Raw genomic sequence first — 22939 nt, 5'->3', positions numbered from 1 at the left:
GCGGGCCGGCCGGCAACGGCTCCGGCAGTGCCGGGGTATCGACCGAGGCCAACGCCAAAGTTTCGGTGGCGGGGGCGGCGGTGACGGCGCCGACGCGGTGATCATCTGCGAAGAGATGCACCAAGCCGGTGCGCCGGGCGGGGTGTTCGCGTCCCTGTTCACCTGCGGCATCGCCGTACCGCACATCATCGCCTCCGGCGACGAACAGTTGATCGACACGTACGTGCGCCCGACGCTGGCCGGCGAGAAAATCGGCTCGCTGGCCATCACCGAACCCGGCGGCGGATCCGACGTCGGACACCTGCGCACCAGCGCGGTCCGCGACGGTGACCACTACGTGGTCAATGGCGCCAAGACCTACATCACGTCCGGGGTACGCGCCGATTTCGTCGTCACCGCGGTACGCACCGGAGGCCCCGGCGCGAGCGGGGTTTCGCTGCTGGTGGTCGATAAGGGCACACCCGGATTCGAGGTATCCCGCAAGTTGGACAAGATGGGCTGGCGATCGTCGGATACCGCAGAACTCTCCTATACCGACGTGCGGGTGCCGGTGACCAATCTGGTCGGCGCCGAGAACAGCGGGTTCGCCCAGATCGCTCAGGCATTCGTGTCTGAACGTATCGGCCTTGCCGCACAAGCCTATTCGAGTGCCCAGCGCTGCCTGGACATCACCGCGCAGTGGTGCCGCGACCGGGAGACCTTCGGTCGCCCACTGATCTCGCGGCAGGCGGTACAGAACACGCTGGCCGAGATGGCCCGCCGCATCGACGTCGCTCGCGTCTACTCACGACATGTGGTGGAGCGGCAGCTGGCCGGCGAAACCAATCTGATCGCGGAGGTATGTTTCGCCAAGAACACCGCTGTCGAGGCCGGCGAGTGGGTGGCCAACCAGGGTGTCCAATTGTTCGGCGGCATGGGCTATATGGCCGAGTCCGAGATCGAACGGCAGTACCGCGACATGCGGATCATCGGCATCGGTGGCGGCACCACCGAAATCCTGACCGCCCTGGCCGCCAAACTCCTGGGTTACCAGTCATGATCACACCTCCTCCTCCTCCTCATCACTGCGTTCTGCATCGTCGGAGGTCGTCATGACCGTTCTGAAGTCGACACTGAACCCCGACGCCGACACGTTCGCCGAGGCGGCAGCGGCCGCGGCCACCAAACTCGACGAGATCGCCGCCGAGTTCGCCAAGGCGGTCGAGGGCGGCGGCCCCAAATATGTGGAACGGCACCACGCCCGCGGCAAGCTGACGGCGCGCGAGCGCGTCGAGTTGCTGGTTGACCCGGACTCGCCGTTTTTGGAGTTGAGCCCGCTCGCGGCCTGGGGCAGCGCCTTCAAGGTCGGGGCCAGCACCGTCACCGGGATCGGCCTGGTCGAGGGCGTCGAGTGCATGATCGTGGCCAACGACCCGACGGTCAAAGGCGGCACCAGCAATCCGTGGACTTTGAAAAAAATCCTGCGGGCCAACCAGATCGCGTTCGAGAACCGGCTGCCCGTCATCTCGTTGGTGGAATCCGGCGGTGCAGATCTCCCAACCCAGAAGGAGATCTTCATCCCCGGCGGCCGCATGTTCCGGGACCTGACCCGGCTCTCTGCGGCCGGAATCCCCACCATTGCACTGGTTTTCGGCAACTCCACCGCGGGCGGTGCCTACGTTCCGGGCATGTCCGATCACGTGGTGATGATCAAGGAGCGCTCGAAGGTGTTCCTGGCCGGTCCCCCGCTGGTGAAGATGGCCACCGGCGAAGAGTCCGACGATGAGTCGCTCGGTGGCGCCGAAATGCATGCCAGGATCTCCGGGTTGGCCGACTACTTCGCCGTCGACGAACCGGACGCGATCCGCATCGGACGACGCATCGTGGCCCGCTTGAACTGGAAAAAGCAAGGCCCGCAACCCAACCCGGTGGCCGAGCCGCTGTTCGACGCCGAGGAGCTGATCGGCATCGTGCCCTCGGACCTGCGCATCCCGTTCGATCCCCGCGAGGTGATTGCCCGCATTGTCGACGGCTCCGAGTTCGACGAATTCAAGCCGCTGTACGGGTCCTCGCTGGTCACCGGCTGGGCGCAGTTGCACGGCTACCCGATCGGCATTCTGGCCAACGCTCGCGGCGTGCTGTTCAGCGAGGAATCCCAGAAGGCCACCCAGTTCATCCAGCTGGCCAACCGCTCCGACACGCCACTGTTGTTCTTGCACAACACCACCGGATACATGGTGGGCAAGGACTACGAAGAAGGCGGAATGATCAAGCACGGCTCGATGATGATCAACGCGGTGTCGAATTCGACCGTGCCGCACATTTCGCTGCTCATCGGCGCTTCCTACGGCGCGGGCCACTACGGCATGTGTGGGCGCGCCTATGATCCCCGGTTTCTGTTCGCGTGGCCCAGTGCCAAATCCGCAGTGATGGGTGGCGCGCAACTGTCGGGCGTGTTGTCCATCGTGGCCCGGGCCGCCGCCGAAGCCCGTGGCCAGCAGGTCGACGAGGCGGCCGACGCCGCGATGCGGGCCGCTGTGGAGGGCCAGATCGAGGCTGAATCGCTGCCCATGGTGTTGTCCGGGATGCTCTACGACGACGGAGTGATCGACCCGCGCGACACCCGCACCGTATTGGGAATCTGCCTGTCCGCCATCGCCAATGGCCCGATCAAGGGGACGTCGAATTTCGGCGTCTTCCGGATGTGAGTCCCATGTTTACTCGAGTGCTGGTCGCCAACCGCGGCGAGATCGCCCGCCGGGTCTTCGCCACCTGCCGTCGGCTAGGCCTGGGGACCGTCGCCGTCTACACGGATCCGGACGCCGCCGCTCCGCACGTCGCCGAAGCCGATGCCTGCGTGCGACTTCCGCAGACCAACGACTACCTCAACATCGAGGCGATCATCGGCGCCGCACGCGCGGCCGGTGCCGATGCGGTGCACCCCGGCTACGGATTCCTCTCCGAGAACGCCGGATTCGCGGCCGCCGTGCAGGCGGCCGGTCTGACCTGGATCGGACCGCCCGTGGATGCGGTGCGGGCCATGGGCTCCAAGATCGAGTCCAAGAAGCTGATGGCCTCGGCCGGTGTGCCGGTACTGGAAGAACTCGACCCGCAGACCGTCACCGAGGCACAACTGCCGGTGCTGGTCAAGGCATCCGCCGGGGGCGGTGGTCGCGGCATGCGGGTAGTGCACGATTTGTCCGCCCTGCCCGACGAAGTCGAGGCGGCACAGCGCGAAGCGCAGTCGGCGTTCGGTGATCCGACCGTGTTCTGCGAACGTTACCTGCCCACCGGACACCACATCGAGGTTCAGGTCATGGCCGATGCTCACGGCACTGCGTGGGCCGTGGGTGAACGGGAATGCTCAATCCAGCGCCGCCACCAGAAGGTCATCGAAGAGGCGCCGTCGCCGTTGGTGGAGCGCATTTCCGGGATGCGCGGCAAGCTGTTCCAGGCCGCCCGACTGGCCGCCGCTGCGATCGGTTACACCGGGGCCGGGACCGTCGAGTTTCTCGCCGATGATGACGGCGAGTTCTTCTTCCTGGAGATGAACACGCGGCTGCAGGTGGAGCACCCGGTAACCGAGGAGACCACCGGTCTGGACCTCGTCGAACTGCAGATCGAGATTGCCGCCGGTGGCCGGCTTGGGCCCGAACCTCCGGCAGCACAAGGACATTCGATCGAGGCACGACTGTATGCCGAGGATCCCGCGCAGAACTGGCAACCGCAGGCCGGTACCGTGCACAGCTTCCGCGTGCCGTCGGTGCGTGCCGAGTTCGGCACGCTGGGGCGTCGCACCGGGATCAGGTTGGATTCCGGGATCGTCGATCGCTCGGTGGTGTCGATCTTCTACGACCCGATGCTGGCCAAGATAATTTCCTACGCGCCGACCCGCCGGCAGTCGGCATTGGTGCTCGCCGACGCGCTGGCCCGCACCCATGTGCACGGCCTGCGCACCAACCGCGAGTTGCTGGTCAACGTGCTGCGCCATCCGGCATTTCTTGACGGCGCTACGGACACAGCGTTTTTCGACACCCACGGCTTGGCCGAACTGGCGACACCGCTGGCCGACACTGCGACGGTGCGGCTCTCGGCGATCGCGGCCGCGTTGGCCGATGCCGCACAGAACCGCGCCGCCGCCCGGACGCTGTCCACCGCCCCCAGCGGCTGGCGCAATTTGCCGTCAGGGTTCCAGGTCAAGACCTATCGCGACGACGCGGATACCGAACAGAGCGTCCGATACCGCTTCACCAGATCCGCACTGGCATTGCCGGACGATCCGACGGTGCAGCTAGTCTCGGCGTCGCCCGGGGAAGTGGTGCTGGCCGACAACGGAGTGGCATTCAGGTTCGCGGTCGCGCGCTACGGTGACGACGTTTACGTCGACTCGGCGCGCGGGTCCGTACACCTGGTCGCGCTACCTCGTTATCCCGAACCGGGTTCGGCCGTCGAACAGGGATCCCTGGTGGCGCCCATGCCCGGCAGCGTGATCCGAATCGGCGCCGACCAGGGCGCCGCCGTCACCGCGGGCCAGCCGCTGATCTGGCTGGAAGCGATGAAAATGGAGCACACCATCACCGCGCCCACCGACGGCGTGCTCGCCGAAATCAACGTCAAGACAGGCCAGCAAGTCGAAGTAGGTGCCGTACTGGGAGTGATCGCAAGCGCGGCGGAGCCGGGCGCAGCGGGTCACGACAATTAAGACCAACGCGAGTGGAAATGCCTGAAACAGAAGGAGATCCGTCATGAGCGACACCAGCTTCATCGAGAGCGAGGACCGGCAGGCGCTGCGCAAGGCGGTGGCCGAATGGGCTTCCAACTACGGCGCCGAGTACTACCTGAAAAAGGCCCGCGCCCAGGAACACACCAATGAGTTGTGGTCGGAGGCAGGCAAACTCGGCTTCCTCGGGGTGAACCTGCCCGAAGAGTACGGTGGCGGCGGCGCCGGCATGTACGAGCTTTCGCTGGTGATGGAGGAAATGGCGGCCGCGGGCAGCGCGCTGCTGTTGATGGTGGTCTCGCCGGCCATCAACGGGACCATCATCAGCAAGTTCGGCACCGAGGAGCAGAAGAAGCGCTGGATCCCGTCCATCGCCGACGGGTCCTTGACGATGGCGTTCGCCATCACCGAGCCGGACGCGGGTTCCAACTCGCACAAGATCACCACGACCGCGCGCCGCGACGGCAGCGACTGGTTGCTGAAGGGCCAGAAGGTCTACATCTCCGGCATCGACCAGGCTCAGGCTGTGCTCGTGGTGGCCCGCACCGAGGAGGCCAAGACCGGCAAGCTGCGTCCGGCTCTCTTCGTGGTGCCCACCGACTCGCCGGGCTTCACCTACACGCCTATCGAGATGGAGCTGATCAGCCCCGAACGCCAGTTCCAGGTGTTCATGGACGACGTGCGACTGCCCTCGGATGCGCTGGTGGGAGCCGAGGACGCCGCGATCGCCCAGCTGTTCGCGGGTCTGAATCCCGAGCGCATCATGGGCGCGGCCAGCGCGGTGGGGATGGGTCGGTTCGCGCTGAACAAGGCGGTCGACTACGTCAAGACACGGGAAGTCTGGGGTAAGCCGATCGGGACGCACCAGGGATTGTCACATCCGTTGGCGCAGTGTCACATCGAGGTGCAGCTCGCCAAGCTGATGATGCAGAAGGCCGCCACGCTCTACGACCACGGCGACGACGGTGGTGCCGCGGAGGCCGCGAATATGGCGAAGTACGCGGCGGGCGAGGCGTCGACCCGCGCAGTGGACCAGGCCGTGCAGTCGATGGGCGGCAACGGGCTGACCAAGGAATACGGCGTGGCCGCGATGCTCACCGCGTCGCGGTTGGCCCGGATCGCACCGATCAGCCGCGAGATGGTGCTGAACTTCGTTTCGCAGACCTCGCTCGGTTTGCCGCGAAGCTACTGATGGACACCCTCGTCGAGTACTCGGGCCCGGCCGACACCGGCGGCCCGGTCGCCCGCCTGACGCTGAACTCACCGCACAACCGCAATGCACTGTCCACCACGCTGGTGAACCAGTTGCACGAGGGGTTGCAAGCGGCCGCGACAGATCCCGCGGTGCGGGTTGTCGTGCTGGGCCACACCGGTGGCACTTTCTGCGCGGGCGCGGACCTGAGCGAAGCGGGCGGGGGCGCGGCGCGTGGCGCTGGGGAGGGCGGCGCAGGATCAAGCGGGTCGCCACCGTCTGCATTCGACCTGGCGGTGGCGCGCGCGCGGGAGATGACCGCGCTGCTGCGCGCCATCGTCGAGTCGCCGCGGCCGGTGATAGGCGCCATCAACGGGCATGTGCGGGCCGGCGGATTCGGGTTGATCGGCGCGTGCGACATGGTCGTGGCGGGGCCGCGCAGCACCTTTGCTTTGACCGAAGCACGAATCGGCGTCGCGCCGGCGATCATCTCGTTGACGTTGTTGCCGAAGCTATCGGCGCGGGCCGCCGCCCGCTATTACCTCACCGGTGAAACGTTCGGCGCCAGCGAAGCCGCCGAAATGGGATTGGTCACCCTGGCCACCGACGATGTGGATGCCGCCGTGGCGGGACTCGTCGCCGACGTCGGCCGCGGGTCGCCGCAGGGTTTGGCGGCGTCGAAAGCGCTGACCACCGCCGCCGTGCTGGAGGGGTTCGACCGCGACGCGGAGCGGCTCACCGAGGAGTCGGCGCGCTTGTTCGTTTCCGACGAAGCGCGCGAAGGCATGCTCGCGTTCTTGCAGAAACGCGCTCCGAGCTGGGTTTCCTCATCGTGACGTGGCCGGGCACCCGGTGCCGGAGCGGCGCGAAGATTGCAGTTTAGCCAACACCCCTTGCAGCAAATCCTTGAAGTCGTAAGCTCGCGGGTGAGATGACCAACCCAGCCCAGCGTGATGTGCAGACCACGCGCGACGATTTGTCGCGCGCTGAGGATACTGATCGCATCCAGACTGCGCAGTTGCTGGCCTACGCGGCCGAGCAGGGTCGACTCCAACTCAACGAATACGAAGATCGCCTAACCAAGGCGTATGCCGCGACCACGTATCGAGAGCTCGATCAACTACGTGCCGACCTCCCCGGTGTAGCGGTGAGCCCGCGCCGCGGCGGGAACATCAATCCAGCGCCGTCGACGTTGCTGCTTGCGATCATGAGCGGGTTCCAACGCCGTGGCCGATGGAACGTGCCGAAGAAGCTCACCACGTTCACGTTCTGGGGCAGCGGTGTGGTGGACCTGCGTTACGCCGACTTCACCTCGACTGAAGTGGCGATACATGCGTATTCCATCATGGGCGCCCAGACGATCCTGTTGCCGCCCGAGGTCAACGTCAAGATCGAAGGCCGAGGCGTGATGGGCAACTTCGACCAGGGCGTGGTCGGTGAAGGCGTTCGGGGTGCACCCAACGTCACGATCCGCGGGTTCTCGCTGTGCGGTGGCGTCGGCATCAAACGCAAGGCCCGCAAAGCACACAATTAGTGGCCGGCTGCCGCCGACCAAATTTAATCCCCAAGGGCCACTCGGAGCGAGTGGCCCGCCGCATTCCGCGGTGCCACACTTCGCCCAAATCGATACGGGCGAAAGCGGGTTGCTGTGGCGCGAGAGTTTCGGGTGATCCCTGACATGCTGTCCCACGTCGGGGTCGAAGTGGCGAACCATGGCCGGACGCTGCTGGCATTGCAGCGGTCCTGCCACGAAGACGCCGACGGGGCGCAACTTGGGTGGGTCGGCTCCTCGGCGGTGGAATTGGGAGGCTTGTTGGATCATTGGGCCGGCGCCAGCGTGGGCCACCTCAACCGCATCGAAGAGCACGCGGCCGGCATGCACACCGCCGCCGTCGGCAGCGTCGAACTGGAACGACGCAACGCGTCGCGGTTGCGATGATGCTGACGCTGGCCGATGTCGAACGCTGGGATCCCGAGGCAGTCCGGACTGTTTTCGACGCCGCTATCAGACGCGCACACGGCACCCGAACCGCCTCGGCGGCGCTCACCGAACTGACGCGGCTGTTGACTTTCGGCGGTGATGCGGCCGAGGCGGCACATACGGCCACCCAGCACACCACGCTGGTCCTGGATGATCACGCCGATGCCTGCGACGCCGTCGCGCGGGCGGCCGAACGTGCAGCCGACGAAATCGACGCCGTCAAACAGCGACTCAAGGCAATCCGCGACATGGCGGAGGAAGCCCACCTGGTGATCGACGACGAGGCCGGTGCCGCCCTACCGCCGTCCGCGCTGTCCGCGTTCTCTCCGCACAGCCAGCAGCGCATCCTCGACGAGGCGGTGCGGTTGACCGACAGCCTGCAACGGTTGCTAACAGACGCCGAAATTGCGGATGAGGACCTGGCCGCGGCGATCCGGGGCAGCGTCGACGATCTCTCCCCCGATCAAATCGACGCGCAACTGAGTCACCAGCCCCCGAAGATGGCGGACCTGCTGTCCTTGCTGCAGTCCGGCGTATCCCCCGACCAGATCAGCCAACGGTGGCACGCTATGACCCCAGCCCAGCAGGACCGCGCCAAACAATGGGCTCCCGACGCCATCCGCAACCTCGACGGCATCCCGGTCGACGTTCGCAACCAGCTCAATGTTTCTGTGCTGCAACGCGAAATCGACCGCCTACAGCGCGGCTGGCTCGGTGCGTATGGCTGGCACACCGACCAGGACAAATTGGCCGACTTGCAGGCACTGCAGCAGGCACTTGTTTCGAACCCCGGAACCAGTCTGATCCTGCTGGACTCCACCAGCAATCCGCGAAAAGTGCTGGCCGCGGTGGGAGTTGGCGACGTAACCAATGCGGAGTGCGTCGGAGTCACGGTCGGGGGCCTGGGCACCCGCGTCAGCGCCAGTGCGCAGACCATGGTGAACCAGGCTGCGGCGCAGCGTGATAAGGCCGCCGAACTCCGCTCCGCGGCCGGCCGGCCGAGAGCTGATGCGGTCGCGTCCGTCGCGTGGCTCGGATACGACGCTCCGGACAGTTTGCGCGATGTCACCCACGATCGGCTGGCACGAGACGGCGCCGACCGGCTGAACACCTTCTTCAAGGGGTTAGCCGCCACCAGCAATGCCGCCGATCAACACATCACCGCCTTCGGACATTCCTACGGTTCCGTGGTCACCAGCCTGGCGTTGCAGCAGGGGGCTCCGGTGAGCGATGTCGTCCTCTACGGTTCACCGGGCGCCGAACTTACCGACGCATCGCAGCTCGGCGTGCAATCCGGCCATGCTTACTACCTGGTCGGAGTCGACGACGTTGTCGCCGAAGTCCTTTCGCGGTTCGGCGCGTTCGGGCCCGCCCCGCAGGATGTGCCGGGTATGACCGCCCTGTCCAGCCTGGGCGGTTACGCGTTCGGGGAAAGTTACGGAGACGGCGAGTTTCACGAACGGGCTTATGGCCATTCGGACTACGCCCGCATGGGTAGCAACGGAGAATTACGGATGAGCGGCTACAACATGGCGGCGGTGCTTGCCGGCCTACCGCAGGACCTGATCCGGCCCGTAGCTCGCGACGGCATTTCCCAGCCAGCCGGCGTTTGTGGCCGATAGCAGGATCTTTCACCCGCGAAAGTGGGCGTCATCGCCGCGAATGTGCACGAGGCTTATCGCCGCCGACGGAAGGGGATCAGCGGCGGCGCCGGGACCGTAGGTAGTCGCCCACCACGGCTGCGCCCAACCCGTCGAGATCTGGAACCACCACACGTCCCTCCACCCGGCGGGCAATCCTGTCCAAAAACCGCGCAAGTCCGGGATCGCTACCGAGCCGGAAAATCGTGATTTGCGCGCCGAGACGAGCCATCTCGTCGAAACCTTTCACGGTGAAAGAGATCGTCCGCGGGTGCGGCGGGTAATCGAAGAACACCGACGTGCCGTCCCCGTCGAAATCTTCGAGGTGTGCCGTCGGTTCACCGTCGGTCACGACCAGCACAACGGGCTGCGAATTGGGGTGCCTGCGTAAGTGCCTTCCGGCCAGGGCAAGGGCGTGGTGCAGGTTGGTGCCCTGCTCGTACACTCCCTCCAGTCCCGTCAGCTCGGCGGCGGACACCGTTCGCGCATAGCGGCCAAATGCGATGATCTGCAAGGCATCTGATCGAAACCGGGTGCACACCAGGTGATTGAGCGCCAGCGCTGTGCGCTTCATCGGCAGCCAGCGGTTTTCCATCACCATGGAGAACGAGGTGTCTACCAGAAGCGCCACCGCGGCCTGGGTGCGCGTCTCGGTCTCGGAGACCTCGACGTCGTCGACGGTGATGCGCAGCGGTTGGTCCAGCGTGCGGGTGCCGGACTGGCGCAGCACGGCGTTGGTCAGCGTGCGGGAGATGTTCCACGGCTCGGTGTCACCGAACTGCCAGGGCCGGGTAGCACCCGTCAACTCCCCGGCAGCCCCTGCCCGCCGGTGGTCCCGTTCACCGCGCCGCCCGGCGAGTTGTTGTGCCACATCACGCAGCGCCGTCTCCCCCAAGCGCCGCATGGCTTTCGGCGACAATCGCCACTGACCGTCCGAACCGCGATCCAGGAACCCCTGATTGACGAGCGCCCGTTCGAGTTCGGCAAGTGTGCGCGCGTCGACGGCCGCCTCGTCACCGAGCTGGCGGGCCAATGCGTCGAGGTCGACGTCGTCCATGCTGGCACCGGGGTATGCCTGGGACAGCTGGTCGGCGAGTTGCTCCAGCTCGCCGATGTCTGACAGCGCCTGCGCGCCCTCGCCCATACCGAGTGGATTGTCGCCGGAGAACTGCTGTTCACCCGTCCAGTCCTCACCAGGGCGCGCGGCCTGCAGATGAGCATCCAGACGGCCGAGCGCCTGCATCAGCGACGGCGATCCGAAAGCCTGCTGCGCCAATGTATCCAGCTCGTCTCGCTGCTGCTGACTGAGGCTGTTGCGGAACCGCTGCGCGGCCGCGGCACGCTTGGCCAGCGAGTCCAGCAGCTCCTCGACATTGCGCGGGTTCTCCGGGAAGAACTCGCCGTGCTTATTCATGAAGTCGTCGAAATCCTGCTGGCTGTCTTCGCCGCGAGAATGCTTGTCTAACAGGTTGTTCAAGTCGTCGAGCATCTCGTTGACGCGCTGGCGGTCCTCGTCGGTGGCACCTTCGAGCGCTTGCTTCATGCCGGCGAAGCGTTGGTCCAGCATTTCGCGGCCGAGCAGATCCTTGATCTCCTCGTATTTCTGGCGGGCCTCGCTGCTGCGCCAGTTGTATTCGGAGAGTTCCTGAACCGCCTTGGCCGGTGAGGGCGGCAGTGCTTCCAGCTGAAGCTCGGAGAACCGGGCGTCGTCGTCCAGGGCGCGCGCCAATTCCTTGCGCTCGGCCAGCACGGCCTCATCGAGCAGCTTCTTGACTTCTTGCAGGGTGCCGTCCAAGTTGTTGCGCCGCAGCAGGTCCCGTCGCTTACGGTTGGCCTCGGCGGCCAGTCGGTCGGCGCCGCGCATGTTCTCGGTGCCCCGACGCAGCAGCTCGGACAGCGCCCGGCGCGGTGAGGTGCCGGCCATGACGTCCTGCCCGATCTGCTCGAGCGCCTCACGCAGATCCACCGGCGGAGCCAGCGGGTCGGGCCCGCCGGTGTACGCCGAGTACCGCGACGAGTGCCCTAGTGACGATCGCGAGCGCGGCGAAGCCGGGCCCTGCGGGTCGTCACCGTCAGATCTACCCATAAACGGTTTGCCCTTCTCCGGATACCTTGTCGACCCGCTTTGCCAGATACAACGCCTCCAAGGCCAACTCCAATGCCGCGGCGCGTTCCCCTTCGGACTCGGCGCCGAGCTTCGCGGCGATCTTCTCCACCACCGGCAGTCCCGGTACCGCCGCCAGCACGTCCTTGGCCGACACCCGCTCGCCCGTCGTCACCGCGGAACCGCCCTCAACGGCTGACACCAGGGTCCCCACGTCGATGCCACCCAACACCCGGGAGGCGGTGTCGGCCGTGGAGCGGCGCAGCAGATGCTCCAGCACGGCTTGCTCGCGGCCTTCCTCGCCGGACTCGAATTCCAGTTTGCCGCGCAGCACTTCGATGATCGTGCCGAGGTCGACGACCCGGGCGACGGGGTCGGTCTCGCCCAGGATCGCGCCGCGGTGCCGGGCCGCCGCGGCGACCGTCTCGGCCGCGGCGATGGCGAACCGCGCCGAAACCCCGGAGCGCTGGTCGACCGAACTGGACTCCCTCAGGTAACGGGCGAAACGCGCGATCACCTGCAGCAGGTAGTCGGGCACCTGCGCGCTCAGGTGCGCCTCTTGGGCGATGACGCCGATTTCGGCGCTGAGTTCGAGCGGGTAGTGGGTGCGGATCTCGGCGCCGAAGCGGTCCTTGAGCGGGGTGATGATGCGGCCGCGGTTGGTGTAGTCCTCCGGATTGGCACTGGCCACCACCAGGACGTCGAGCGGGAGCCGCAAGGTGTAGCCGCGGACCTGGATGTCCCGCTCCTCCATGACATTGAGCATCGACACCTGGATCCGCTCGGCGAGGTCGGGCAGTTCGTTGACGGCGACGATGCCGCGGTGTGCCCGCGGGATCAGCCCGTAAGCGATGGTTTCGGGATCCCCGAGGCTGCGGCCCTCGGCGACCTTGATCGGGTCGATGTCACCGACGAGGTCGGCGACGCTGGTGTCGGGGGTGGCCAGCTTCTCGGTGTACCGCTCGCTGCGGTGTTTCCAGGCGATCGGCAGGTCGTCTTGCAGCTGTGCAGCGCGGCGGATCCACTCCGGCGTAATTGGGGTGTACGGGTGCTCACCCAATTCCGAGCCTTCGATGACCGGCGTCCACTCGTCCAGCAGACCGGTAAGCGCGCGCAGCAAGCGGGTCTTGCCCTGGCCGCGCTCGCCCAGCAGCACGAAGTCGTGGCCGGCGATCAGGGCCCGCTCCAGTTGCGGGATGACGGTGTCATCAAACCCCAGGATTCCAGGCCAAATGTCGTCGCCCTCGGACAGTGCGGTCAGCAGATTCTGGCGGATTTCCTGCTTGACTCCCCGCTCACGATGGCCAGAGGCGCGCAGCTCTCCAACGGTGCGGGGCAGATTGCTCGGTGAAGTCACCTCTCCAAGCTACGACGCTCTGTTTTCCCGTGCCGACGAGAGTGACTTTCCCGACGCACCACCGGCGTGTCGCGTCGCGAGTTTCACTCTCGGCTTAGTTGCGGCGTAGCCGCTGGCGGCTTAGTAGCGGCGTAGCCGCGGGCGGCTTAGTAGCGGCGTAGCCGCGGGCGGCTTAGTTCTAGTGCGCGAAGTGGCGTGCGCCGGTGAGGTAGAGCGTGACGCCCGCCTTGGTTGCCGCCGCAGTCACCTCGTCGTCCCGGACCGAACCGCCGGGATGCACAATCGCTTTGACTCCAGCGGCGGCGAGCGTCTCGAGGCCGTCCGGGAACGGGAAGAAGGCGTCGGAGGCTCCGACCGCGCCGCGCACCCGGTCGCCGCCACGTTCGACCGCCAACCGAGCCGCGTCGACTCGGTTGACCTGCCCCATGCCGACGCCGATGGTGGCACCTCCGGCCACGACCACGATCGCGTTGGACTTGACCGCGCGGCAGGCACGCCACGCGAAGACCAGGTCGGTCAGGGTGGCGGGGTCGGCGGGCTCGCCGGTGGCCAACGTCCAATTGTTCGGGTTGTCACCATGCGCGTCGAGTTGGTCGCGCTGCTGGATCAGCAGTCCCCCGCTGATCGGCCGCAACTCATGCCCACCGACCAGCGGTTCGGATGCCACCAGTACGCGGATGTTCTTCTTGCGGGTCAACACGTCGAGCGCACCGGGAGCGTAGGCCGGCGCGACGATCACCTCGGTGAAGATCGTGCTGACATACTCCGCCATCTCGACGCTGACTTCGGTATTGGCCGCGATCACACCGCCGAAGGCGCTCAGCGGGTCGCACTCGTGGGCCTTGCGGTGCGCGTCGGCCACTGAGACGTCCGAAATCGCGATGCCGCACGGGTTCGCGTGCTTGATGATCGCGACGCAGGTCTGCTCATGGTCGAAGGCGGCGCGCCAGGCCGCGTCGGCGTCGGTGAAGTTGTTGTAGGACATCTCTTTTCCGTGCAACTGCTCGGCCTGTGCCAGACCCGGCCAGGCCGCGGGATCGGCGTAGAGCGCGGCCTGCTGGTGCGGGTTCTCGCCGTAGCGCAAGGTCGCCTGGCGGCGCCAATTGCGGGCGAAGAAGTGCGGGAACTCCTGCGGGGGGTCCTCGGGTGCCAGGGTCTGCTGCATCCAGGTCGCGACGGCGATGTCGTATTCCGCGGTGTGCTGAAACGCCAGCGACGCCAGCTTCTTACGTTCCGCGAGGGTGAACCCGCCGTCGCGCACCGCGGCCAGCACCCCGTCGTAACCGCGCGGGTCGGTGACGACGGCGACACTCGGGTGATTCTTGGCCGCCGCACGCACCATCGAGGGCCCGCCGATGTCGATCTGCTCGACGCACTCGTCGACGCCGGCGCCGGAAGCGACGGTCTGGGTGAACGGATAGAGATTGACGACGACAAGTTCGAACCCGGCAATGCCGAGTTCTTCGAGTGCGGCCTGGTGTTCGGGTTTGCGAAGATCGGCCAGCAGCCCGGCATGGACCTTGGGGTGCAGGGTTTTGACGCGGCCATCGAGCACCTCGGGGAATCCGGTGAGTTCCTCGACACGGGTCACCGGAATCGCTTTGTCGGCAATGGTCTTCGCCGTCGACCCGGTCGAGACGATCTCGACACCGGCCGCGGCGAGGCCTTGGGCGAGCTCGACCAGACCGGTCTTGTCGTACACGCTGATCAATGCGCGGCGGATTGGCTTCTTATCCACGCTCATGCTGTGCTCATCCCTAGGGTCGCCTTTCGTTCGCTCACCGTCACACCGCCCATTGCGATAGCGGCCACCACCTTCACCAGGAGTTGCCGTTCGACAACCTTTATGCGTTCGTGCAAGGTCTCTTCGTTGTCGCCGTCGAGTACTTCGACGGCTTGCTGCGCCAGTATCGGACCGGTGTCGACGCCCGCATCGACCAGATGCACCGTACAGCCGGTGACCTTCACGCCGTAGGCCAGCGCGTCGCGCACACCGTGTGCGCCCGGGAAGGCAGGCAGCAGCGCCGGGTGGGTGTTGAGGGTGCGTCCCATGAAGCGCGAAAGGAATTGCGGGCCAAGGATTCTCATGAAGCCGGCGGAGACGATCAGGTCGGGCTGGTGCTCGGCGGTGGCTGCCGTGACGGCGGCGTCCCAGTCCTGTCGGCTGGGATATTCGTCGACCCTGACCTGGTAGGCCGGTACGGCCGCCTCAGCGGCGATCTCGGTGGCCCGGCAGTGGCGGTCAACGCCGACGGCTACCACTCTGGCCGGGTAGTCCCCGACGGCTGCGGCAAGCAGTGAGCTCAACAATGAACCGGTGCCGGACGCCAAAACCACCAGTCTCGCCGGCGCACTCGGGGGCACACGGAGCGGTTCCTGCACACGCGAAGCCTAGCCGGGTGGCGATAGGCATGAGCCTTGACCCGTGCCGTTCACATGCGGCTCTCTAGCCACTGTTGCCCCGCCAGCACCTGGTCTCGGCGGGTGGCCCTTTGCCCGGCTTGGCGCGACAACGGCGCGCGTATCTCGGCGACGACGCCGACACCGCCGACGACGCCGGCACCGCCATATCGAGGCCATGTCGAGGCCACATCGAGGCCATGTCGAGGGCATGTCGAGTCATGTCGAGGCCATATCGACGTCATACCGACGAAGGCGAGGTCAGTTTTCTTCGTCAGACGGATCAGCGGGTTCTTTCGGCGGGTCTTGCGCCGGCTCTTGCGCCGGATCTTCGACCAAATCGTCGTCGAAAACCCCGAGTGCCGGCTCGGCGGCGGTGACGTCGCCACTCGGCTCAACCGGCGCCGGCCTGGGCCGCGGTCGCCGTGGCCGCCGCCGAATTCCTCCCGCCATCACCACGGTGATCGCACCCACCGCGGTGAACCAGAACAGGACCCCGAGGAACAAAGCGCTCTTGTCGACACCGACATGACCGAAATTGCCCAGCTTGCCGCCACCGCCATACCCCAGCAGCGTCATCACCGTCGCACCGACGAGCGCAGCGACCAGCAGCTTCGCCGCGGCCGGAATGAGCGGCAGCGCATATCGGGCACACTGTTGCCCCACGGCTACGCCAGACGCCGCACCGACGATCAGCAAGGCGACCCACGCTGGACCGAGCGGCGGCGTCGGGGCCGCGGCCAGGATCGGCAGCGCCGGCACGTCTCCGCCGAACACCGTAAAAGAGCTGAACGTCGTGAAGCCGATATGGGCACTGGATCCGACCGCCACGGCCGACGCACCCACGATGACGTTTGGCGCGTACAACACCGACAGCGCGGTCAGATTGAACTGCCCCCAGATGGACTCGGTGATGCCGTACAGGTCGTGCATCGTCGCCCAGTGCACCACCAGCGATCCGGCCGTCACCATCCCGGACAACCCCACCAACGCCAACACCCCCGCCGCGGCCGCCCGCAGCGCGTCACCCAGCCAGTTGGGCAGCGGAGACCGGGCCAGCGCACGTCGGCCCACCCTCGACCACACACCGATCCCGGCGCCGATCGCATGTACCACCAGCACGCTGGTGAAGGCCCGCAGAGCGCTGGGCGTCTGCAACTCGGTAAGCACCGAGGACGCGTCATGGATCACCGCCAGGGCGATCGCCGTCATCAACAGCGGTCCACCCAACGACGATGCGATAACCCAACGGACCACCAGCCACGACGAGTACGGCGAGGTGGCCCGAGCGGTGACACGCGCGGTGCCCCACACCATCACCAAGACCGGCAACAGCGGCATGACGCCCAGTTCCCGGCCGCCGATCGAGATCGGCACTTGGTGCACGCCGAGCCACATGCTGGCGATGGCACCCAACGCGCCGGTCATGTCGCTGTTGGCGATCAGCAGTTCGATCAGGGTGACAGCCGCGATAACGACCAGCGCCACCACGGCCGGCGCAAACGCCACTCTGACAAGGTCACGCGCCTGCCGAGCGCCCGCGGACTGGTCCGACACCCTGCTCACTCTTCGCGCACGAGCCTGATCAGGCGCGTGAGCGCTCGGTTAGACCGGCGCCGAACCAGGCGACGACTGCTGGCCCTGGCCGTAGGACTGCTGGCCCTCGGCGGGCTGTTGTGAGTAATTGACCGGCGCCGCTCCCCCTTGCGATCCGGAGCCGGCACTGACGGGCGGCGGGGGGCTGAAACTGGGGAACCCGGTGGGCGGGGTGTGCGTCGGACCCTGCTGCTGTTGCTGCTGAGGACCCGACTGCTGCGGCTGCTGCGCGGGGAACCCGCCCGACTGCGGGTTGGGGCTCGACGAGTAGTTGCCGTACTGCGAACCGTAGCCGGCCTGGTTCTGTCCGGGCTGCTGTGCACCCGGCTGACCGTAGTACCCGCCCGGTTGACCGCCGTACTGGCCGTACTGGCCGTATTGTCCGTATCCGCCGAACGGGTCGTACTTGGGCCGCGGCGTCGGGGCGCTGATCACGCCCGCATCGAGCAGTAGCGCAGCGACCGCAGCCACCGCCTGAAAAACGATCAACACCAGGACGACCCAGAGCGCCCAACCCGTCGAGAACGAGTTCGGCTTGTTGAAGGTCGCGGCGATGATCAACAAGACGGCCAGAACCGAAAGCACCGCGACGATCGGTACGTAACTCTTGGCTTTCGGTAGCAGATTGACACCGGCGAGCAACGCGGCCAGAAGGGCAGCCGTCACCGCCATTCCGGTTCCGCCGGATATTTCCCCACTGGATCCACCGAGGTCGGAGTTATAGGTGAACATCGGACCGAAGCTGACGAAGTACGCCAGCAGACCCAGGGTCGCCACCGCCATGGTCAGGTACAGCCCGAGCTTGCTGTCCCCCGGCTCAGCCGGCGCGGCCGCCGGACTGTTCGTGGCGCCGTAGGACCCGGGTGACTGCGATTGCCCATATCCGGGAGTACCGGGTGAGTAGGTCATGACTCCTCCTGTTGCTTCCGGTGCAATGCCGGCGGCGCCACCGCCGGGTGCGGCGCCATTCGACCAACAACGCTAGCGCACCTTCCCGAACAAAAGCCCGCCGCCGCTCGGAGGCGCCATCGGCCCGCCGGCATCGTCTCCGGTGGGCCCGCTCGCAGGCAAAGTAGAACACGTTCTAAATTGAGGCATGGATTACGGACTCGTGCTGTTCACCAGCGACCGCGGCATCTCCCCGGCGGCGGCCGCCAAACTTGCCGACGACCACGGCTTCCACACGTTTTACGTGCCCGAGCACACCCACATCCCGATCAAACGCGAGGCGGCCCACCCGACCACGGGCGACGCCTCACTACCTGACGACCGTTATATGCGCACGCTGGATCCCTGGGTCAGCCTGGGCGCGGCGTGCGCGGTGACATCGCGCGTTCGGCTGTCCACCGCGGTGGCGTTGCCCGTCGAGCACGACCCGATCACTCTGGCGAAAAGTATCGCGACGCTGGACCACCTGTCCGGCGGCCGGGTCAGCCTCGGCGTCGGATTCGGCTGGAACACCGACGAACTCGCCGACCACAATGTCCCCGCGGGCCGCCGTCGCACCATGTTGCGCGAGTACCTCGAGGCGATGCGCGCGTTGTGGACGCAGGAAGAGGCCGAATACGACGGCGAGTTCGTCAAATTCGGGCCCAGTTGGGCATGGCCCAAGCCCGTTCAGTCCCACATTCCCGTGCTGGTAGGGGCGGCGGGCACGGAGAAGAACTTCAAGTGGATCGCGCGCAGTGCCGACGGCTGGATCACCACTCCGCGTGACTTCGACATCGACGAGCCGGTCAAACTCTTGCAGGACACCTGGGCTGCGGCCGGCCGCGACGGTGCGCCGCAGATCGTGGCGCTGGACTTCAAGCCGGACGCCGAGAAACTGGCGCGCTGGGCCGACCTGGGCGTCACCGAAGTCCTGTTCGGCATGCCGGACAGCGATGAAGAGAAAGTCGCCGCTTACGTGGAACGTCTGGCCGGCAAGTTGGCCGGCTTCGCCTAGGGAAAGCAGCGGTTGCCGTAGTCGAAGGTGCGCACCTGGACGGCAGTGCCCAGCGGGTCCTCGTCGGTCAAGCGCGCGATCAGTTCGTCGTCCTCGGTGGTCGCGATGAAACGACTGCCGTCGGTGTCCAGGCGACCGACGATAATCCCGGTGCGCCGCCCGCTGTCCCGGCGCACGGTGTAGGTCTCGACTTTGGCGGGTCCTTCGGGGTGCTCAGTCACCGCCACGGCGGGGGCGGCGGCTATTTGTGCCTGCAACCGCGCACTGCGGTCCGGTTGCCATGGCGCGGCCGCGGTGGAGTACACCCCCACCGAATACTTGCTCAGGATGCCGCCGTTCGCTCCGACGAGGCCGAACTGCCCTGGGGCGTTGCGCATCCGGGCGACGGTTTCTGCGACCGCGTGCATCGAGTAGTTGTTGCCGGCACCACCGAAGAACGGCAACCCGCCTGTCACAGTGAGACCGCGCGGGTCGTCGGGCGCGATCCCGAGTCCATCGCAGATGTTGAACACCGGCACCGGGAAGCAGCTGTACAGGTCGAAGGTGGCGACGTCATCGACACCGATTCCCGCCACCTCCAGTGCCTCACGCACCGCCAGCACAGCCGAGGGGGCATGCCCGAGATCGCAGCGTTCCAGCAGGTTCTGTTCTTGCATATCGGCGTGACCGCGCAGGTACACCCATTTCTCTTCGGGCACGCCGAGGCGTCGGGCCGCGGCCACCGACATGAGCAGCGCCGCCGCGCCCTGATTCACCTGGTCGCGGGCCACCATCAGCCGCGGGTAGGGCTCCGAGATCATCCGGTTGCGCTCGGTGACCGTGATCAGTTCGTCGACGGTGCGCTCCACCGGTGCGGCCGCGAACGGGTTGGTCGCCGCGACCTTGCTGAACGGGGCGAACAACTCGCCCATGCGGCGCAGATAATCAGCCGGTGCCAGCCCGGTCCCGGCGCGCCGCGCATTCTCCAGCAACCCGTACTGCGTCGGCGCATCGATCAGACCGTGGATCACGGTGTTGCGCGAGACCAGGTAGTCAATCCCCTGACCGCGATCTTCCAAGTCGCCTTCGATGGTTTCGGTGAAGTCCGGCTTCTCGGCGACATCGGCGAAATGGCGCAGCGTCGACGTCGCATCTGAGCCGAAAATCAGCGCCGCCTCCGAACGGCCCGCGGCGATCTCGGCGGCCAACTCGGTGATCAGATGCTGCGGTCCTTGACCGCCGACGATTTCCAGAATGGCCCGGCCCGGCTCGGCACCGATCCTTTTGGCCACCGACCGCGGATAGTTGTTCGAGCGGCCCAGCGGCGCAACGGCGACCGGGCCGGAGATCTCAAACTGCCGCAGCGCTGCGATGGTATCGACGGCGGCGGCCACCCCCGCGGCACCGCAATCGTCCAGTGCGGCCTGCGCCGCGGCGGCTGCCAACTCAACCGGCGACATCGCCCGGTAGTCAGCATCGTCGATGCGCTCGGCGGCCTGCCCGACGCCGACGATGACAGGCGTCCGGGGATCAATTTCCATAGCTCAACTATCTACCGCAAGGCCAGGCTTGGTAGATAGCCGGGGTGAAGTTGGGACCCTCGGGGCCGGCGTCACGCCGGGCATCGGCGGCGCTGGGAGTCGCGTCGCCGTCATGCCGGGCATCGGCGGCGCTGGGAGTCGCGCTACAAGGTTTTGAGGATCTCCCTGGCCAGCGCGGCCGTCTCGGACGGCGTCTTGCCGACCTTGACACCGGCCGCTTCCAGAGCGTCCTTCTTGGCGGCGGCGGTGCCCGATGACCCGGACACGATCGCACCGGCGTGGCCCATCGTCTTGCCTTCTGGCGCAGTGAATCCCGCGACATAACCGACGACCGGCTTGGTGACATTGGCCTTGATGAAGTCGGCCGCCCGCTCTTCGGCGTCACCGCCGATCTCACCGATCATCACGATCAGCTTGGTGTCGGGGTCCTTCTCGAACGCCTCGATGGCATCGATGTGCGTGGTGCCGATCACCGGGTCGCCACCGATGCCGATCGAGGTGGTGAAGCCGAAATCGCGCAGTTCGTACATCATCTGGTAGGTCAAGGTGCCCGACTTGGACACCAGACCGACCGGTCCGGGGCCGCTGATGTTGGCCGGGGTGATGCCGACCAGTGACTGCCCGGGGCTGATGATGCCGGGGCAGTTCGGCCCGATGATGCGGGTCTTCTGCCCTTTTTCGACGTTGTACGCCCACGCATAAGCGCTGTCCTGCACCGGGATTCCCTCGGTGATGACCACCAGCAGCGGAATCTCGGCGTCGATGGCCTCGATGATGGCGTCCTTGGCGAACACCGGCGGCACGAAGATGATCGACACGTCGGCGCCGGTCTTCTCGATGGCCTCGACGACGCTGCCGAAAACCGGTAACTCGACGGGGTCCCCGTCGACGTTCTTGTGCGCGACGGTGGTGCCGGCCTTGCGGGCGTTGACGCCGCCGACGATCTTGGTGCCGGCCGCCAGCATCCGTGCGGTGTGCTTGGTGGCCTCAGCGCCGGTGATGCCCTGGACGACGACCTTGTTTTCTGAGGTCAGGAAGATAGCCATGTTCGTTCAGTCCCTTTCCTAGTGCCGACCCGCAGCGCCTGGCTTCGCTGCCCGTGCGACCGCCACCTCAGGCGCTCGCCAGCTCGGCCGCTTTGTCGGCGGCGTCGTCCATCGTCGCGACGAGCGTGACCAGCGGGTGGTCGGCCTCGGTCAGGATTCGCCGGCCCTCTTCGACGTTGTTGCCGTCGAGACGCACCACCAGCGGCTTGTTGGCCTCGTCACCCAGGATCTCGAGCGCCTTGACGATCCCGGTCGCCACAGCGTCGCAGGAGGTGATGCCACCGAAGACGTTCACGAACACGCTCTTGACCTGTTCGTCGCCCAGTACCACGTCCAGGCCTGCGGCCATCACCTCGGCGGAGGCCCCGCCGCCGATGTCGAGGAAGTTGGCCGGCTTGACTCCGCCGTGCTTCTCACCCGCGTAAGCGACGACGTCCAGCGTCGACATCACCAGGCCCGCACCGTTGCCGATGATCCCGACCTGCCCGTCGAGCTTGACGTAGTTCAGGTCGTGCTCCTTGGCTTTGAGCTCCAGCGGGTCGGTGGCCGCGCGGTCCTCGAACTCGACATGGCCGGGCTGGCGGAAGTCGGCGTTCGCGTCCAGGGTGACCTTGCCGTCCAGCGCCAGAATCTTGTCGTCCGGCGTCCTCACCAAAGGGTTGACCTCGACCAGGGTGGCGTCCTCGCCGACGAACACCCCCCACAACTTCTCGATCGTGACCGCCGCGGCGTCCAGCACGTCGGCGGGAAGGTGCCCCTGCTCGGCGATGGACCGCGCGAACGCCAGGTCCACACCTTTGACCGCGTCCACCGGCACCTTGGCCAGCCGATCCGGCTTGGTGGCGGCCACCTCCTCGATCTCCATGCCGCCCTCGACCGAGCACATGGCCAGGTAGGTGCGGTTGGCCCGGTCGAGCAGGAACGACAGGTAGTACTCCTCGGCGATGTCGCTGGCCTCGGCGACCAGCAATTTCTTGACGATGTGGCCCTTGATGTCCAGGCCCAGGATGTTCTTCGCGTGCTCGTAGGCTTCCTCGGGCGTCGCTGCGTACTTCACGCCGCCCGCCTTGCCCCGCCCGCCGGTCTTGACCTGAGCTTTAACCATGACGGGAGCTCCGACTTCCTCCGCGATGGCTTTGGCGCCTTCAGCGGTGTCGGTCACCCGGCCCTGAGTGCCGGGTACGCCGTGTTTGGCGAACAATTCCTTGGCTTGGTACTCGAACAGATCCATGGGCGTCACTGCCTTTACTCGGCTTGCTTGCTAGGCCAATTAGGGTGGCGATGCCGCGCTCGGCAACTCGCACGGAGGAACTGTATCGACACCCCAAACGACGCCTGTCGTCGCATCCCACCGCTGTGGTGCACGTCACCCGATGGCCGAAGCGTCCTAACGTGACCCGTGTCACAAAACCGGCTGCTTTTTGCACTGAGGTTGCCAGCCCCATACCTTTGCGGATAC

Annotated in this window: 18 protein-coding genes; 9 read left to right on the top strand and 9 right to left on the bottom strand. The window is 66.4% G+C overall.

The annotated features are described in order from the left end of the window. The 8 genes from A5636_RS22010 to A5636_RS26300 form a co-directional block, all read left to right on the top strand. A partial coding sequence (locus tag A5636_RS22010; protein ID WP_065160759.1) for an acyl-CoA dehydrogenase family protein occupies positions 1-1039 on the top strand: 1039 nt, incomplete at its 5' end. 52 nt (positions 1040-1091) lie between these two features. Beyond that, positions 1092-2687 (top strand): acyl-CoA carboxylase subunit beta, encoded by a 1596-nt coding sequence (locus A5636_RS22005; RefSeq protein WP_065160751.1) that lies wholly within the window; start codon positions 1092-1094, stop codon positions 2685-2687. Positions 2688-2692: 5 nt separating this feature from the next. After that, positions 2693-4681, top strand: coding sequence for a biotin carboxylase N-terminal domain-containing protein (locus A5636_RS22000; protein ID WP_065160750.1), 1989 nt, complete (start codon positions 2693-2695; stop codon positions 4679-4681). A 43-nt stretch (positions 4682-4724) separates the two neighbouring features. Next, positions 4725-5891 (top strand): acyl-CoA dehydrogenase family protein, encoded by a 1167-nt coding sequence (locus A5636_RS21995; RefSeq protein ID WP_065160749.1) that lies wholly within the window; start codon positions 4725-4727, stop codon positions 5889-5891. Then, positions 5891-6727: an enoyl-CoA hydratase family protein gene (locus tag A5636_RS21990; RefSeq protein WP_065160748.1), complete on the top strand. Its 837-nt coding sequence runs from the start codon at positions 5891-5893 to the stop codon at positions 6725-6727. The genes A5636_RS21995 and A5636_RS21990 overlap by 1 nt, the downstream gene beginning before the upstream one ends. A gap of 95 nt (positions 6728-6822) precedes the next feature. After that, positions 6823-7425 (top strand): DUF1707 SHOCT-like domain-containing protein, encoded by a 603-nt coding sequence (locus A5636_RS21985; protein WP_065160747.1) that lies wholly within the window; start codon positions 6823-6825, stop codon positions 7423-7425. Between the two features lie 114 nt (positions 7426-7539). Beyond that, positions 7540-7830 (top strand): hypothetical protein, encoded by a 291-nt coding sequence (locus A5636_RS21980; RefSeq protein WP_253900666.1) that lies wholly within the window; start codon positions 7540-7542, stop codon positions 7828-7830. Then, positions 7827-9494: an alpha/beta hydrolase gene (locus A5636_RS26300; RefSeq protein ID WP_155763948.1), complete on the top strand. Its 1668-nt coding sequence runs from the start codon at positions 7827-7829 to the stop codon at positions 9492-9494. Before A5636_RS21980 ends, A5636_RS26300 begins: the two co-directional genes overlap by 4 nt. Before the next feature lie 76 nt (positions 9495-9570). Here A5636_RS26300 and A5636_RS21970 read toward each other — a convergent pair whose 3' ends face one another. The 6 genes from A5636_RS21970 to A5636_RS21945 all read right to left on the bottom strand — a co-directional run bounded on the left by A5636_RS21970 (position 9571) and on the right by A5636_RS21945 (position 17878). After that, the gene (locus tag A5636_RS21970) at positions 9571-11598 is read right to left on the bottom strand and encodes a vWA domain-containing protein (RefSeq protein WP_065160746.1); all 2028 of its coding nucleotides are present in this window, start codon (positions 11596-11598) and stop codon (positions 9571-9573) included. Beyond that, positions 11591-12973 (bottom strand): ATP-binding protein, encoded by a 1383-nt coding sequence (locus A5636_RS21965; RefSeq protein ID WP_065160745.1) that lies wholly within the window; start codon positions 12971-12973, stop codon positions 11591-11593. The genes A5636_RS21970 and A5636_RS21965 overlap by 8 nt, the downstream gene beginning before the upstream one ends. Positions 12974-13151: 178 nt before the next feature. Next, on the bottom strand, positions 13152-14717 hold the full coding sequence (gene purH, locus A5636_RS21960) for a bifunctional phosphoribosylaminoimidazolecarboxamide formyltransferase/IMP cyclohydrolase (protein WP_065160744.1): 1566 nt from the start codon (positions 14715-14717) through the stop codon (positions 13152-13154). Then, on the bottom strand, positions 14714-15355 hold the full coding sequence (gene purN / locus A5636_RS21955; protein ID WP_065160743.1) for a phosphoribosylglycinamide formyltransferase: 642 nt from the start codon (positions 15353-15355) through the stop codon (positions 14714-14716). The genes purH and purN overlap by 4 nt, the downstream gene beginning before the upstream one ends. Before the next feature lie 279 nt (positions 15356-15634). Continuing rightward, entirely contained in the window at positions 15635-16939 is a 1305-nt protein-coding gene (locus A5636_RS21950; RefSeq protein WP_081287930.1) for a cell division protein PerM, read from the bottom strand. A 39-nt stretch (positions 16940-16978) separates the two neighbouring features. Then, the gene (locus A5636_RS21945; RefSeq protein ID WP_065160742.1) at positions 16979-17878 is read right to left on the bottom strand and encodes a DUF5336 domain-containing protein; all 900 of its coding nucleotides are present in this window, start codon (positions 17876-17878) and stop codon (positions 16979-16981) included. 187 nt (positions 17879-18065) lie between these two features. Between A5636_RS21945 and A5636_RS21940 the strand changes: the two genes are divergently transcribed. Continuing rightward, positions 18066-18914, top strand: a complete 849-nt coding sequence (locus tag A5636_RS21940) for an LLM class F420-dependent oxidoreductase (protein WP_065160741.1) — start codon at positions 18066-18068, stop codon at positions 18912-18914. Here the strand turns inward: A5636_RS21940 and A5636_RS21935 are convergent. The 3 genes from A5636_RS21935 to sucC form a co-directional block, all read right to left on the bottom strand. Further along, complete coding sequence (locus tag A5636_RS21935; protein ID WP_065160740.1) at positions 18911-20434, bottom strand: acetyl-CoA acetyltransferase; 1524 nt, start codon at positions 20432-20434, stop codon at positions 18911-18913. The two genes, A5636_RS21940 and A5636_RS21935, sit on opposite strands and share 4 nt — an antisense overlap. A 143-nt stretch (positions 20435-20577) precedes the next feature. Then, positions 20578-21480, bottom strand: a complete 903-nt coding sequence (sucD, locus tag A5636_RS21930; protein ID WP_065160739.1) for a succinate--CoA ligase subunit alpha — start codon at positions 21478-21480, stop codon at positions 20578-20580. A gap of 67 nt (positions 21481-21547) precedes the next feature. After that, entirely contained in the window at positions 21548-22711 is a 1164-nt protein-coding gene (sucC, locus tag A5636_RS21925; protein ID WP_065160738.1) for an ADP-forming succinate--CoA ligase subunit beta, read from the bottom strand. Positions 22712-22939: the final 228 nt, after the last annotated feature.

It is taken from the genome of Mycobacterium asiaticum (genome assembly GCF_001673315.1).
Taxonomy (GTDB): Bacteria; Actinomycetota; Actinomycetes; order Mycobacteriales; family Mycobacteriaceae; genus Mycobacterium; species Mycobacterium asiaticum_B.
Note: the sequence above shows the minus strand (reverse complement) of the source record. Positions and strands in the feature narration are given on the sequence as shown.

Coding starts and splice junctions, on each gene's coding strand:
- A5636_RS22005 (WP_065160751.1), top strand. CDS start 1,092: ATGACCGTTCTGAAGTCGACACTGAACCCCGACGCCGACACGTTCGCC.
- sucC (WP_065160738.1), bottom strand. CDS start 22,711: ATGGATCTGTTCGAGTACCAAGCCAAGGAATTGTTCGCCAAACACGGC.
- A5636_RS21995 (WP_065160749.1), top strand. CDS start 4,725: ATGAGCGACACCAGCTTCATCGAGAGCGAGGACCGGCAGGCGCTGCGC.
- A5636_RS21935 (WP_065160740.1), bottom strand. CDS start 20,434: ATGGAAATTGATCCCCGGACGCCTGTCATCGTCGGCGTCGGGCAGGCC.
- sucD (WP_065160739.1), bottom strand. CDS start 21,480: ATGGCTATCTTCCTGACCTCAGAAAACAAGGTCGTCGTCCAGGGCATC.
- A5636_RS22000 (WP_065160750.1), top strand. CDS start 2,693: ATGTTTACTCGAGTGCTGGTCGCCAACCGCGGCGAGATCGCCCGCCGG.
- A5636_RS21940 (WP_065160741.1), top strand. CDS start 18,066: ATGGATTACGGACTCGTGCTGTTCACCAGCGACCGCGGCATCTCCCCG.
- A5636_RS26300 (WP_155763948.1), top strand. CDS start 7,827: ATGATGCTGACGCTGGCCGATGTCGAACGCTGGGATCCCGAGGCAGTC.
- purH (WP_065160744.1), bottom strand. CDS start 14,717: ATGAGCGTGGATAAGAAGCCAATCCGCCGCGCATTGATCAGCGTGTAC.
- A5636_RS21990 (WP_065160748.1), top strand. CDS start 5,891: ATGGACACCCTCGTCGAGTACTCGGGCCCGGCCGACACCGGCGGCCCG.
- A5636_RS21970 (WP_065160746.1), bottom strand. CDS start 11,598: ATGGGTAGATCTGACGGTGACGACCCGCAGGGCCCGGCTTCGCCGCGC.
- A5636_RS21985 (WP_065160747.1), top strand. CDS start 6,823: ATGACCAACCCAGCCCAGCGTGATGTGCAGACCACGCGCGACGATTTG.
- A5636_RS21945 (WP_065160742.1), bottom strand. CDS start 17,878: ATGACCTACTCACCCGGTACTCCCGGATATGGGCAATCGCAGTCACCC.